The sequence below is a fragment of the Methanomassiliicoccales archaeon LGM-DZ1 genome (assembly GCA_030168595.1).
GTDB lineage: Archaea > Thermoplasmatota > Thermoplasmata > Methanomassiliicoccales > Methanomethylophilaceae > Methanomethylophilus.
In genome coordinates this window covers 1135164-1148839 of the sequence record CP115556.1, presented here as the reverse complement: position 1 = coordinate 1148839, position 13676 = coordinate 1135164, and the positions used below count along the sequence as shown (strand labels likewise).

Annotated in this window: 10 protein-coding genes and 1 tRNA gene; 3 read left to right on the top strand and 8 right to left on the bottom strand. The window is 63.1% G+C overall.

Annotation, left to right across the window (positions count from 1 at the left end):
- Window position 1 precedes the first annotated feature (1 nt).
- A complete protein-coding gene (gene gyrB, locus O8W32_05575) occupies window positions 2-1948 on the bottom strand; it encodes a DNA topoisomerase (ATP-hydrolyzing) subunit B (GenBank protein WII08642.1) in 1947 nt (648 codons plus the stop codon).
- Window positions 1949-2150: 202 nt separating this feature from the next.
- Here gyrB and thiC point away from each other — a divergent pair, with 202 nt between their 5' ends.
- On the top strand, window positions 2151-3476 hold the full coding sequence (thiC, locus tag O8W32_05570; protein ID WII08641.1) for a phosphomethylpyrimidine synthase ThiC: 1326 nt from the start codon (window positions 2151-2153) through the stop codon (window positions 3474-3476).
- Between the two features lie 3 nt (window positions 3477-3479).
- Here thiC and O8W32_05565 read toward each other — a convergent pair.
- The 4 genes from O8W32_05565 to O8W32_05550 all read right to left on the bottom strand — a co-directional run bounded on the left by O8W32_05565 (window position 3480) and on the right by O8W32_05550 (window position 6079).
- A tRNA-Thr gene (locus O8W32_05565) sits at window positions 3480-3554 on the bottom strand.
- 93 nt (window positions 3555-3647) lie between these two features.
- Entirely contained in the window at window positions 3648-4880 is a 1233-nt protein-coding gene (locus O8W32_05560) for an ISL3 family transposase (GenBank protein WII08640.1), read from the bottom strand.
- Window positions 4881-5108: 228 nt separating this feature from the next.
- Window positions 5109-5261 carry a hypothetical protein gene (locus O8W32_05555; protein ID WII08639.1) on the bottom strand — a complete coding sequence of 51 codons (153 nt, stop codon included), beginning with the start codon at window positions 5259-5261 and terminating at the stop codon, window positions 5109-5111.
- Entirely contained in the window at window positions 5261-6079 is an 819-nt protein-coding gene (locus O8W32_05550; GenBank protein ID WII08638.1) for a TIM barrel protein, read from the bottom strand. Before O8W32_05550 ends, O8W32_05555 begins: the two co-directional genes overlap by 1 nt.
- Window positions 6080-6153: 74 nt before the next feature.
- On the opposite strand from O8W32_05550, the gene O8W32_05545 reads away from it, so the two are divergent.
- Window positions 6154-6519, top strand: a complete 366-nt coding sequence (locus O8W32_05545) for a hypothetical protein (protein ID WII08637.1) — start codon at window positions 6154-6156, stop codon at window positions 6517-6519.
- 29 nt (window positions 6520-6548) lie between these two features.
- On the top strand, window positions 6549-7346 hold the full coding sequence (locus tag O8W32_05540; protein WII08636.1) for a DNA glycosylase: 798 nt from the start codon (window positions 6549-6551) through the stop codon (window positions 7344-7346).
- A gap of 32 nt (window positions 7347-7378) precedes the next feature.
- On the opposite strand, the gene O8W32_05535 is transcribed toward O8W32_05540, so the two are convergent.
- The 3 genes from O8W32_05535 to O8W32_05525 all read right to left on the bottom strand — a co-directional run bounded on the left by O8W32_05535 (window position 7379) and on the right by O8W32_05525 (window position 13654).
- Window positions 7379-7783 carry a transcriptional regulator gene (locus tag O8W32_05535; protein WII08635.1) on the bottom strand — a complete coding sequence of 135 codons (405 nt, stop codon included), beginning with the start codon at window positions 7781-7783 and terminating at the stop codon, window positions 7379-7381.
- A 42-nt stretch (window positions 7784-7825) separates the two neighbouring features.
- On the bottom strand, window positions 7826-13204 hold the full coding sequence (locus O8W32_05530; GenBank protein ID WII08634.1) for an ATP-dependent helicase: 5379 nt from the start codon (window positions 13202-13204) through the stop codon (window positions 7826-7828).
- A gap of 168 nt (window positions 13205-13372) precedes the next feature.
- Window positions 13373-13654: a hypothetical protein gene (locus O8W32_05525; GenBank protein WII08633.1), complete on the bottom strand. Its 282-nt coding sequence runs from the start codon at window positions 13652-13654 to the stop codon at window positions 13373-13375.
- Between the last annotated feature and the right edge of the window lie 22 nt (window positions 13655-13676).

The following is a 13676-nucleotide window of genomic DNA, read 5'->3' as shown; positions in this document are numbered from 1 at the left end:
ATCACACATCCAGGTTCTCGACCTCGTTGGAGTGCTCGATTATGAACTCCCTGCGGGGCTCGACATCTTCTCCCATGAGGGTGCTGAACAGCTGGTCCGCCATGATGGCGTCCGCCACCTTCACCTGCTTCATGTACCTCTGCTCCGGGTCCATGGTCGTCTCCCACAGCTGCTGCGGGTTCATCTCTCCCAGACCCTTGTAGCGGCTGATGTTGACCTTGTCCTGGCCGCCCGCCTCCTCGACGAGCTTCGCCAGCTGCTGGTCCGTCCAGCAGTATTTCGGCTTGTTCTTGCCTTTGAAGACGCCGTACAGAGGGGGCATCGCGAGGTAGACGTACCCGTTGTCGACCAGCGGGCGCATCTGCCTGTAGAACAGCGTCAGGAGGAGGGTCGCGATGTGCGCCCCGTCCACATCGGCATCGGTCATGATGACGACCTTGTGGTACCTCGCCTTGGTGATGTCGAAGTCCTTCCCTATGCCGCCGCCGATGGCGACGGTCAGGTTCTTGATCTCCTCATGGTCGAGGAGCTTGTCCTGGCGGGTCTTCTCGACGTTCAGGATCTTCCCTCTGATGGGGAGGATGGCCTGGAAGGTCCTGTCCCTGCCCATCTTGGCGGAGCCTCCTGCAGACTCTCCCTCGACGATGAATATCTCGCATTTCGCGGGGTCCTTCTCGGAGCAGTCCGCGAGCTTCCCGGGGAGGGACGTGCTCTCGAGGAGGGACTTCCTGCGGGTGGCGTCCCTGGCCTTCTTGGCCGCCATCCTGCCCTCGTAGGCGGACATGCATTTCTTCACGATTACCTGCGCCACCTGAGGGTGCTCGTCCAGGTACTCCCTGAACTTCTGGCCCATGATGCCCATGACGGCGGTCTGGGCGATGGAGGACCCGAGCTTCTCCTTGGTCTGGGACTCGAACTGGGGGTCGGCCATCTTGATGCTGATGACCGCCGTGAGCCCTTCCCTGGTGTCCGGCCCCTCGAGGGTTATGTCCTTCAGGAGGTTGTTCTCCTTCCCGTAGTCGTTCAGGATCTTGGTCAGGGCGGTCCTGAAGCCGGTGAGGTGCGTTCCGCCGTCGGGGGTGCTGACCGTGTTCACGAAGGCGTCCACGGACTCGTTGTACCCGTCGGTGTACTGCATGGCGATGTCAACCAGGACGTCCCTCTCCTTGCCTTCGGGGTCCTTCTCGCTGTAGGTGCCGTTGACGGTGATCGGGTCGGGGTGTATGGGTGTCTTCGCGCGGTTGAGGTACCTGACGAACTCGCTCACTCCGCCCTCGTAGTGGTAGGTCTCCTTCTTCTCGGTCCTCTTGTCCTCGAAGTTGATGGTGACCTTGGTGTTCAGGAACGCCTGGTTCCTGAACCTGTTCTGCAGGGTCCCGAAGTCGAAATCGACCGTCTCGAACATGGTGGGGTCCGGGAGGAACGTTATGGTGGTCCCGGTGTCGTGGGCGTCCCCGATGACCTCTACGGGCCCGTCCGGGATGCCGGTATGGTACGACTGCCTGTGGATGTGCCCGTCCCTCTTGACGGTGGCGATCAGCCATGTGGAGAGCGCGTTCACGACCGATACGCCGACCCCGTGCAGACCGCCGGAGACCTTGTACGCGTTCTGGTCGAACTTACCTCCGGCATGGAGGTCGGTGAGGCAGACCTCAAGGCCGGATTTGCCCTCCTCGGGCACTATCCCCACAGGGATGCCTCTGCCGTCATCCGCCACGGTCACCGATCCGTCCACATTGACGGTGACGTCGATCCTGGTCGCGAAACCGGCCATGACCTCGTCGATGGAGTTGTCGACCACCTCGTACACGAGATGGTGCAGCCCTCTGGTATCGGTGCTGCCGATGTACATGCCGGGGCGGACCCTGACGGCCTCCAGGCCCTTCAGGGCGCGGATGGAGTTCTCGTCGTAAACCTCCCCGTTCCTTATGTCGTCATCTTTGCCCATTTTCTGACTTCCGAAAATATGTGGCTGGGCATGTCGGTCTTAATATATTATAATAATTAGGCGCGAGCGTACGCGCGCGTTAATAACTGAATTGGAGGTATGCTCCGGCATGCTCTCCCCGGTGCGGCGGCGGGACCGGGGGAGCGGGGGGCGCCAGCCGTCAAGTATGAAATACGACGAGGCGGATTCTTCGGCGATTCAAATGAGCACCATCATGGAGCAGGCCGCCCGCGGGGAGTCCGACCACAGGATCAAGAAGATCGCCGAGAGGGAGGGCGTGACCGAGAGGTTCGTCATGGACGGCATCGCGGCCGGGCGCATCGTCATGCCCTGCAACCCCGCCCACGACCCCATACCCGCCGCCGTCGGGGAGGGGCTCTCCGTGAAGGTCAACGCCAACATCGGGACGTCCCGCGACATGCCTGACATAGAGCCCGAGATCCGCAAGATGGACATCGCCGTGAAGTACGGCGCCGATGCCGTGATGGACCTCTCCACCGGCGGCGACATCGATGCCATCAGGAAGCGCCTGCTCTCCCGCTGCCCGGTCATGATGGGCTCCGTCCCCATCTACGAGGTCGGGCTGACGGCCGCCAGGAAGAACGCCGTCGTCGAGATGACCGAGGACGACATCTTCTCCGGGATCGAGAAGCACGCGAAGGACGGCATGGACTTCATGACCGTCCACTGCGGCATCACCCGCGAGACCGTGAAATGGATCGGGAACTCGGAAAGGCTGATGGACGTCGTCTCCCGCGGCGGCTCCTTCCTGACCGCATGGATCCTGCACAATGACGAGGAGAACCCCCTCTACAAGGACTTCGATGTGCTCCTGGACCTCGCGAGGAAGTACGAGTTCACCCTCTCCCTGGGGGACGGGTTCAGGCCGGGGTGCATCCGCGATGCCTCGGACCCTGCGCAGGTCTCCGAGCTGATGGTGCTAGGGCACTTGGTGAAGAGGGCGAGGGCGGCCGGGGTGCAGGCCATGGTCGAAGGGCCGGGCCACATGGCGATGGACCAGATCGCCGCGAATATGAAGATGGAGAAGGCGCTCTGCCACGGGGCGCCTTTCTACGTCCTCGGGCCTCTGGTGACGGACATAGCTCCGGGCTACGACCACATCACGTCGGCCATCGGAGGGGCCATCGCGGCGCAGGCGGGGGCCGATTTCCTCTGCTACGTCACCCCCGCGGAGCACCTGTCCCTTCCGGACGAGAACGACGTCAAGGAAGGCGTCATCGCGTCCAAGATCGCCGCCCACGCCGCGGACCTGGCCCACGGGAAGGGATCCGAGAGAGACGACGAGATGGCCAAGGCGAGGAAGAAGCTGGACTGGAACGCCATGTACGGAGTCTGCCTCGACCCGGAGAAGGCGAAGGCCTACCGCGCCCGCGGATGCACCGAGGAGCAGGACGGCTGCTCCATGTGCGGGGACGTCTGCGCGATCAAGATCGTGAACCAGTACCTCACCAAAAGCAGCGGGCCGATAAGGCCGGACGTACCGTCGGGAAAGCACAGCTGCGAATGAGAATGGAGCCGATGGAGGGATTTGAACCCCCGGCCGACGGTTTACGAAACCGTCGCTCTACCGCTGAGCCACATCGGCGCCGAAGATGAGCATAGGGTCGGACTATAAAATCGCTTTCGATGGATGGTTCTCTTTCATTTTGAGTGGAAACGATTTGGGGAAGGAACGCGCTCACCTCGGAGCCCCGTACAGATCCACTTTGCCTCTGGCACCGGTGAGATAACAAACGGCTATCAGGTTCTCGACCCGCTTGAATCCCCTGGCGCGCCTCTTGATGAGGGAGATCAGCGAGTTGGTCCCCTCCAGGAGGGCGTTGGACATCCCGGTGGAGAACCACCGGAGTATCCCCTCGATGTTCGCCTCCACGGTCTTGGCCAGCCTGGCGAACGGGCGGAAGCCCGAGCGCCCGGCCCAGGAGACCCATCCCAGGAGATGGTCCCTCGCGATGTCGGCATCCCCCATCGAGTACACCGACACCAGCGACTCCTTGAGCCTGTACGCATGGCCCAGTTCCTCGTTGTCCTCGCAGATCCTGTCCCTCAGCTCCTTCTCCCCGTCGGTCAGGCTGCCGGAGTTCCGGACCATCATGTACTTGACCTTCATGCGGTTGACCGCCAGCTTCATCTTCCCGAAGTTCACGTCGTTCATGGCGTCGTTGGCCAGCTTCACGAGGTGGAACCTGTCGAAGGTTATCCGCGCCCTCTTGAAGTAGCGCCCGATGCCTGAGACGTACGCCGCTCCGAAGTCGCAGGTGAAATCGGCGATGTTCGCCGCACGTCCCCCGTGCTCCGTCAGGAAATCCCTGAACTCCCCGACGGCGCCGGAGCCTTTGCCGGGGGTCACGAAGAGCACCCGATGCCGCACGATGTCCGCGAAGACGGTCACGAACGCATCGTGGCCGGAGAAGCACTTCTCGTCGACACCGACCGCCGTCACGTGCGACAGGTCCATGCCTTCCACCAACTTCCTGGCACTGTGCCTCACAAGGCGCCATATGCGGTTCGCGTCCTCGTGTATGAGGGCGGCCGCCGCGGATACCGCCATCTCCCTGCACATGGCCATGATCATGGACTCCATGGAGAGGGTGAAGTGCGAGTGGGGGCGGGCCCACGGGACGTCCGCCCTCCTGACGCCGCAGTCCGGGCAGTCCGTGCGCGGTATCCGCGCATGGATGTACAGGCGCCTGGACACGACGTCCAGGCTCCTCCAGGCCCTCTCCGGAGTACGGTCGTGTATCCGGCACATGCGCCCGCACTGCGGACAGGGCATACAGCTCCCGGGCGGCACCTCCACCCGCAGGTGGTCGTCCAGCTCCCCTCTCGCGTTCGGTTCGCTCCAGAACTCGGTCGCTTTCCAGGGAGGCACCAGTCCCAGGTGCTCCCCCATCATTTCGCATACGTCCATCGGACGTTGTACCGCGTTCCTTCCCCAAATCGTTTCCACTCAAAATGAAAGAGAACCCGATGGATTCGAGCAGGGAAGCATCCGCGGGAGACGGATGCACGCCTGCCGCACGGCCAGTGAGGAGAGGCCGCCTGCTTCCGTGCACAATGCATTTCCAATCGTGCCCCGAGTGAGGTTCTCCGGTCTTCGAATGATTGTAAATTTATGATTGACTTGATTTGACTGGGTTCAGTCTCTGAAGAGCCAATCGAACCAAACGGCGATGCTGCCCGAATCTTCCCCGCTCCCTCCCGAATCGGGGAGCACCCAGCCGATTATTATGGCGGCGGCTATGATCGCGGCCGCGATGGCGATCGCCAGGATCGGGGTGCTGCGCCTCATCAGGACCGCCTGTACCTGGGGAACATGTCCCTGAAGACGACGGCGTCCTTCTCGATGAGCGGAGACTCGCAGACGAAGTTGCAGTCCATGTCGCTGTCGTTCAGGATGTCGGCGAGCATCTGCAGGTCGGGCTCTTTCTCGCTGAGCGGAAGATGGCTTATCTCCCCCTTCTCGCCGTACTTGATGCAGCTGATGTGGAAGTGGGCCGTCGGGCCGGCCAGCGGGAAGAACTCGTCGATGAGGTCCTGCATGTCCTTCTTCGTCTTCAGGCACCCGACGCCCCTGGCGTGGACATGGGCGACATCGAGGACCGGGCGGACCCCGTCCACCTCCTCCATCACCCCGGCGATCTCCTTCAGCGTCCCGAACTGCCCTTTCTTCCCCATGGTCTCCACCCCGAGGGTGACATCATGTATCCCGAGGTCGTCGAGCTGCTCCTTGCATCTGGTCAGGCCGGAGATGACATTCGGGAGGGCGGTCTCCGGATGCTTCCCGTAGGATGCCGCGTGGATCACGATGATGTACGCGCCGAGCCAATGGGCGGCCTTGGCGGTGTCCACGACCCATGCGACGCTCTTGTCCACCGTCTCCGGGCTGTCCGAGTTGAAGCTGATGAAATAGGGAGCGTGGCAGCTCAGCCGTATGTCCAGGTCCTTGGCGCATTTCCCTATCTGGCGGGCCCTGTCCTCCGAGATCCTGGCCCCGCGGACGAATTCCACCTCGAGGCAGTCCAGCCCCAGTCCGCGGGTGTATTTCAGCGACCCCTCCGGGTCGCTCTTGCTTCCGATCGCCGGATACCCGGCAGGTCCGAACCTCATGCGCTCCGTATCCTCCAGGTATAACTTAATCTTCTCCGACACAGGCATAAGCGCGCATCCCCATCCCGATGCCGATGTCCAATATCATGCACATGAGGTTCACGGCCGACACCTACTACGGGCGCGACTCGCGCCGCTACCTCAGGATCTTCTTCAGGCCGAGGAAGTGGCCGGACGATCCCGAGCATGTCAGGTACGTGACGGTCTACACCGACAGGCCCGACGTCTCGGACGCCCCGGAGATCATGGAGAGGCTCTGCCCCGGTTTCTCGAAAGCGATGGAGACGGTGTCCGTGCAGGCGTTCGACGAGTACGGGCTCAAAGGGAAGCTCTCCCGCGCAGAGGAGGAGGCAGCGGCCAAAGCGTCCGAATGGAAGGACGATGCCCGCCTGAAGCACGCCTACCGCATGTACAGCGGTGATGAAGGCGCGGATTCTTAAGAAGGGCAGGGCATCCGTGCCGTATGAGCATGAGGATTGAAACTGATATCTCCCTGGACCCGACCCTCGGGTGCGGCCAGGCCCACCGCTGGAGGAAACAGGCGGACGGATCGTGGCAGGGGGTCATCGGAAGGTCCTGCGTCACGCTCAGGCAGACGGAGGACGGTTTCGAGTGCGAGGGGGACGCGCCCCGCTCCGCTGTCGAGGAGTATTTCCGCACCGGGGACGACCTCCCGGCCATAATCGCCGACATCTCGGCCAGGGACCCGTATGTGGCCGGCCTCTCGGAGAGATGCCCCGGCCTCCGCATCCTCAGGCAGCCGGAATGGGAGTGCCTCGCGACGTACGTCCTCGCCACCAATGTCAACGTCAAGAGGATCGCCAAGATGGTTGAGTCCGTCTGCGACCTCTTCGGCACCGATCTCGGGGCCCGCAGGGCGTTCCCGACCCCGAAGCAGATCCTCGACGGGAAGGAGAGGATAGGAGAATGCAGGCTGGGGTTCCGCGAGGAACGCTTCCTGCTGCTGGCACAGCGCGCCGAGGACGGGGATGTGGACGTGAAGGCCCTGGAAGAGCTCCCTTACGAAGAACTGACCCAGTCGCTCATGGGCATCAAAGGCGTCGGCCCGAAGGTGGCCGACTGCGTCGCCCTGTTCGGCTACGGCCGCCTGGAAGCGTTCCCGGTGGACGTGAGGATCCAGAAGGTCATGGAGGCCCGCTACGGGGTGTCCGGAAGCTACAAGGCCGTCGCCGCGCGCGGCAGGAAGATGTTCGGCCCTTACGCCGGATACGCCCAGGAGTTCCTCTATCATTCTGAGTTCATCTGAGCCGGGGCGGCCCTCCGGCCCGCGCCGCCGGCTCACTCTATGCTGGTGATGCAGTTCGGATCGGGCGTCTTCCCCCATGCGCAGGAGGGAGCTTCGGCACCGGTTATGTCGGTGTAGATCTTGGCGAGGAGGCCGATGCTCTTGATGTAATTGCAGATCCTGCACATCTCGACGGACATATCGGACTTCTCCTCGACGATGAGCTTGGCGCTCTTCTTGACCTCATCGATGAAGCTTGGATAATACTCGCTCTGCTCGATGAGGATGCTGCCGCCGCGCTTGTTCTTCAGATACTGGGATATGGCGGCATCGGTCACCCCGAACACGCGCCCGACATCAGACTGGCGCATATGGTAGGTCCCGACCATCTCCTTGGCGATCTCCCTCCTGATGGTGGGGAGCACGTACCAGACGACGATCTCGCAGGGGGTTTTCATGCCTTCACCGAAGACGTGTTAATATTTACGATTGTTGAATCCTCATATCCCCGGGTTGACGCGGTTGTAGAACTCGCTGGAGTCCCAGTCAGTGTCGTACCCGCTGTCGTCCTTCTTCTCGACAGAGACCCCGTAGGAGCGGAGCGTCTTCTCGATCAGGGCCTTCGCCTCGTCCGTGCCCTCGAAATCGTCCACCTTGGCCCCGTCCGGGGTGATCTTGCCCTTGAAGTGCCCGATGATCTCGGTGCCCTTCCACACCGTGCTCACCGAGGACCCGCAGGCCTTGCGGATGTCCTCCCTGAGGTAGAAGCTCAGGTTGTCCTGGGTATTGAGGATGAACGTCCCGTCGAACGGCTCTGCCGGCGCGTCCGCATCCTCGGCGGGCATCCAGTAGAGCGTCGGGTCGCCCTCGATGAAGAACCCCTTGACCACCTCCCCGCGGGCCTCCAGGGCCCCCAGGACCTTCCTGGTCCTCCACATCTTCAGGCCGAGGAACCTCGCCATCATGTCGGCGGAGAAGATGCTGAAATCCCGGAGGTGGAGCATCGCGATCTCCTCGGCGGCGGCCTCCGGGTCCTCCGTGTCCGGGACCCACCTGTAGTATCCGTCCGAGTCCTGGCACACCATGGACGCCTTCATGAGGTCCGATACGGCCTCAGTCGTGCTGTCGTACGAGAGCCTGGAGCGGTACCTGAGCTCCTTCTTGTCTATCGGCCCCCTCTCCTTCACGATCTTCTCGACGTGCTTCATCTCCTCGGTGCGCTCGGCCTGCTTGGCGGCGCGGAAGACCTTCATGAGCTCGGGCCTGGCATATCCGATGAACGGAGGCATGAGGTTCCCCTTCACGACGGCGCCGCGGTCGGCGTACTTCTTCAGCGACGAACGGGCGGTAACGCGCGGGACCAGCTCCTGGTCGCTGCGGATGTACCCCCTCGCGTCCAGGAGGTCCTGGAGGGTGGGGTAGCGGCTGTCCTTGGCGAGCCTCTGGCGGCGGAAGACGAGGCTCAGGGCCTCGGAGCGGGTCATGACCCTCTCGGAGAACCTGCCCTTCGCCCAGAATCCGTTGACGAACACATAGCCGCAGGACCTCATTATCTCCGCGATCTCGGGCGGGAGCTCGGCGGCATCGCTGCCCAGGACCTCCCTGACGCGGACGATGTCCGTACCCTTCATCTTGAAATAGCCCATCAGGCGGTCCATGGCGCCGAGGGCGTCCGCCAGCAGGTCGGGCGAGTCCACATCGACAGAGCGGACCTCTATGGCGCCGGACATCTCCCAGATCTCCATGGCGCCGATGACCCTGCTCCCCTTCATCACCGGATAGATCCAGCGGTCACCGTAGCGCGCGGAGATCTCCGCCCACTTGGACCCCAGGTCCGGGTCGAACAGGGAGAGGACCCTGGTCTCCTCGGGGGCCGCGCCGGGGCTGTTGAGCTTCGGCAGCTCGTCCTTCATGATGTACATCGCGGCCTGCCCGGGGCCGACGAGGATCCTGACCGCGCCCACGCGCTCGGCGGCGGCATCGATGTCGCCGTCCGGGACGCTGACTATGTACCTAACAGAGGTCACCGGCACCGGGCCGAACGCCCTGATGGCCTGCTCCACGATGCGGTCCTCCGGGCTCTCCGCCGGTATCTCCGGGGAATAGACGGCGTAATGGTTCTCCGTCCCCCAGTCCTCGCGGTCGCTGAACGCGTGGATTATCTTCATGGAGCGGTCGAGGCGCAGGATGGACTCCTTGACCTGCTCCTTCTCCCTGCCGGTCGAGGCGGCGATCTCCCTCATGGTCGTCCCGGCGGGGCCGGCCCCGGCGATGGCCGCCAGGACCTCGGCGTCGGACGGCTGGGTGGAGTCCTGGGCGAAGTAGGCGTACCTCGCCGCGTCCTCCGCGAGCATGAACCTGACGCGCCCCCTCGCGAACCTCCCCAGGAGGATCTTCCCGGACGCGCGCATCTCCTGCCAGCGGTCGAGGCTGAACCCTTTGACCCTGGAGAAGACGTCGAGCTCGGACCCGGCCGTGACATAGAACCTGAAGAAGTCCTCGATGGAATCGAAGCTCTCGCCCTTGGTGAGGCGGTAGTTCTCCACCGTCTCGTAATCGTACACATTGTCCTTGCCGGACCTCAGGCGGAGCCTGTCGGACGACAGCATGTACTGGTCGTTCTCCGAGACCAGGAACCTGCCCTTGGCCACCTCTCCGGCGGCCGCGAGGCCGTCGAGGGACAGCTGCACCTCCCCGTCCGGGATGCTGAGGGCGAAGGCCGCCTCCTGGACGGTGGTCGGCCCGTAGGCGCCGAGATGCCTCAGCAGCACGCTGTCGACCGCCTCGGCGCGGGGGTTCTTCGGGGGCTCCCTCCGGCCGAAGTACCAGCGGTTGTTCTCCGCGACGTCGGTGCGCTCGACCAGGTACATGGACTCGAGCTTCCTGACCGAACGGAAGATTATGTCGTCGGTCAGGTCCGGCAGGGCGTCCTTGACCTCGCTCAGCAGGGTACGGGCGCCGATGTGCTCCAGCACCTGGTTGTCCGCATCGGAGAGGGCCCTCTGCCTCACGGTGGCGGCCGCGTACTCCTCGGCGATCTCCGCCGGGACGGCGTAGGCCTCGTCCAGGAACACGGTGCGGAGGGCGCCCTTGCGGATCAGGTCCCTGACCCAGGCGTCGACGTCCTTCTTGTCGGGGTCGCAGTAGGGGTAGATGCTCCTCCCCCTGTCCCTGAGCACCTGCAGCGGGCCGGTCTTCATGAGCAGCTTGGGTATGTCGTCCTCGGAGGACACGCGCCCGACCTTGGCGCGGAAGTACTGGGTCACTGCGTCGGCATCGAACTCGAACTCGCGGACGCTGTCCCCGAGGGCGCGCTCCAGGACCTTCCGGTGGAGCTCCTTGAGGAGGGCGCTCCTGTCCTCCATCAGCACGATGTCCGAGAATCCTGCGAGTATGACGCTGTGGGCGAACGGCGAGGGGGTGCCGGTGAACGGGACGGCCCTGACACCCATCTTCCCGCTCTCGATCATCTCCAGGACTACCCTGGCGTTCTTGATGTCCATGTCGTCCTCCAGGATCTCCCTGTAGGTCTCCTCGATGACCGGCTCGTTGTCCATGTCGCGGAGCATGTCCAGGAGGTAGGTGGAGCGGACCTGCTGCCTGTTGACCGATATCGGCCTGCCCATGTAGTTCCTGAGGATCATGAAGCTGCGGGCGGCCGTGTGCCTGAACCTCAGCTTGAAGATCTCCGAGTCCTTGATGGCCTTCCTCAGCACCGGCTCGAGGTCCCTCGTCCCCAGCATGCGCGGGACCTGCGCCACGTCTATCCTGTGGGTCGTCCCGATCATGAAGTCATCGTCGGTGATGGTGACGGACACGTTCGACCCGGTGGCGGCGGTGATGCGGTACGCATAGCCGCGGGAGAGGGCGTCGTTGACCCTCCTGCCGAAGGGATAGTGGAAGATCAGCCTCTGGTTCCCCGAGGGGTCGATGTACTCCTCTATCGCAAGGCAGTCTATGTCGGGGATGAACCCCGCGACCGCCTTCTGCTCCCGGAAGTACGACACGAGCGAGCGGGCCGAGCCTTCGTCGATGTCGAACTCCTCGGACAGCCTCGGAAGGATGTCCGGAGGGTTCTCGTCGATCAGCTGGGACATCTCCTTCCTGAACCTCGCCACGTCCATCGAGAGGTCGAAGGACCTGGGCAGCATCTCGCCCGCCCACGACGGCACCGTGGGCTTCCTGCCGTTGGCCTCCTTGACATAGGCGGTCATGCCTTTGGAGCGCACGAACTCCAGGGACCTCCCGCCGAGCACGAAGACGTCCCCGGGGGAGAGCCTCTCGACGAACTTCTCCGAGAGCTCCCCGGCGACGGATCCGTAGGACGTTATGACGCGGTAATTGGATTCCTCCGGGATGGTGCCGAGGTTCATGAAGTAGATCATCCTCGCGCCCTTCTTCTTCCCGAATACGCCCTCGTCCTCGTCGTACCAGATCTTCGAGTATACGTTCTCGTGCTCCTCTTTGCTCCCGAGGTACCTCAGAACGCCGATGAACTTGTCGTACGGCAGGTTGTGGAAGCAATAGGACGACTGCACCACGCGGTAGGCCTCGTCGACACCCCACCTGCGGTCGATGGACATACCCACGACCGCCTGGGACAGCACGTCGAGGCAGTTCTCCGGGATCCCGACCCTGTCGATGTCGCTGCGGTGGGCGGCGCGGCACATGACGGCGCACTCGGACAGGTCGTCCGGGTCGAACACGATGAGCCTGCCCATAGCGACCTTCCCGAAGCTGTGCCCCGACCTGCCGATCCTCTGCAGGCCCTTGGCGACGCTCTTGGGAGAGCCGATCTGGCACACCAGGTCCACCGAACCGATGTCGATGCCCAGCTCCAGAGACGTGGAGGAGACCACGCACTTGATCAGCCCCTTCTTCAGCCTCTCCTCGACGTCCAGGCGGATGTCCTTGCCGAGGGAGCTGTGGTGGACCTCCACGCTCTCCAGGCCGCGCTCCTTGAGCTTGTAGACGACGGCCTCGGCCCCAGAACGGGTGTTGGTGAACACCAGGGTGGTGTCGTGCTCGTCGATGAGCTCCTTGAGCTTGTCGTACATCATGGAGCTGACGACCTCGGTGGGCAGGGCGGTCATGTCGTCGGTGGGGCAGATGACCTTCAGGTCCAGGACCTTCTTCGAACTGGACTGGATGAGGGCGACCGGCCGGGCCTCTCCGGGCCCGTCGAACCCGACGAGGTACTTCGCTATCTCCTCGATGGGCGCCATGGTGGCGGAGAGCCCGATGCGGGTGAAGTCGGTCTCGCAGTAGTTCTTCAGCATCTCTAGGGTCAGCGACAGGAACGCGCCCCTCTTCGAATCGCAGATGTCGTGGATCTCGTCGAGGATGACCCATTCGGTCTTCTTCAGCGCCTCCTTGAACTTGGGGGAGGCGAGGATGAGGGCCATGGACTCCGGCGTGGTGATGAGGATGTGCGGCGGATGGCGGACCATCCTCTGCCTCTCGCTCTGCGGGGTGTCGCCCGAACGTACGGCCACGGAGATCTCGGGGACCGGCATGCCGATCTCGGCCGCGAGCTCGCGCATCTGCCTCAGAGGCTCGTTGAGGTTCCTGTTGACATCGTTGGCGAGGGCCTTGAGCGGCGAGATGTAGATGCAGTAGATCCTCTCCTCGAGCTTCCCCTCATTGTAGTATTTGATCAGCTGGTTGAGGATGCTCGTGAAGGCGGTGAGGGTCTTTCCGGAGCCGGTGGGAGAGGAGACGAGGACGCTCTTGCGTTCATGGATCACGGGGATGGCCATGCTCTGCGGTTCCGTCAGGGACCTGAAGCTCTTCCTGAACCAGGCCGCCGTGAGCGGCTCCATGAGGCCGAGGACCTCGTCCATCGTGTATCTCCTGTCTATCTTCTCCGTATCTGGCACCTCTTGAAAGGAAAGTGGACGGGAAGCCTATCAAATCGCCGTATAAAAACAATAGGTAACAGCCAGTAAGGCCGCGGCATCATCATGCGCTGCCGGGACGGGTTCCCGCAGGGGGATGCCCGGCCGCCAGCATGCGGTAAAGGGTTTCAAGGGCCCGAAGGCCCGGTTTCAGTGCTTGCGTACCTGCATCGCGAAATAGACGAGTATTACGAGCACAGCGATGCCGAGGACGGCCTCGATCGCGATCTCGATGCAGTCGGTGTCGTCATCGTCGTCATCGCAGTCGGAGGCGTATACGGAATCTGCAGGGTAGGCATCCGCATCGGCCGCAGTCTCGGCATCGGATTCGCCGGAATCGAACACACTTACGCAGGCCATTACCGCGACGGCCGCCGCAAGGACAGCGAGGACGGCGTATTTCCTGGAAGTCATCATCTTGGTTTCTGCCATATGAGCCACATTCCCGGGGCGG

Excerpts from the sequence above, each read along its gene's own strand:
- gyrB (WII08642.1), bottom strand. The coding sequence starts at position 1,948 with ATGGGCAAAGATGACGACATAAGGAACGGGGAGGTTTACGACGAGAAC.
- thiC (WII08641.1), top strand. The coding sequence starts at position 2,151 with ATGAGCACCATCATGGAGCAGGCCGCCCGCGGGGAGTCCGACCACAGG.
- O8W32_05560 (WII08640.1), bottom strand. The coding sequence starts at position 4,880 with ATGGACGTATGCGAAATGATGGGGGAGCACCTGGGACTGGTGCCTCCC.
- O8W32_05555 (WII08639.1), bottom strand. The coding sequence starts at position 5,261 with ATGAGGCGCAGCACCCCGATCCTGGCGATCGCCATCGCGGCCGCGATC.
- O8W32_05550 (WII08638.1), bottom strand. The coding sequence starts at position 6,079 with ATGAGGTTCGGACCTGCCGGGTATCCGGCGATCGGAAGCAAGAGCGAC.
- O8W32_05545 (WII08637.1), top strand. The coding sequence starts at position 6,154 with ATGTCCAATATCATGCACATGAGGTTCACGGCCGACACCTACTACGGG.
- O8W32_05540 (WII08636.1), top strand. The coding sequence starts at position 6,549 with ATGAGGATTGAAACTGATATCTCCCTGGACCCGACCCTCGGGTGCGGC.
- O8W32_05535 (WII08635.1), bottom strand. The coding sequence starts at position 7,783 with ATGAAAACCCCCTGCGAGATCGTCGTCTGGTACGTGCTCCCCACCATC.
- O8W32_05525 (WII08633.1), bottom strand. The coding sequence starts at position 13,654 with ATGGCAGAAACCAAGATGATGACTTCCAGGAAATACGCCGTCCTCGCT.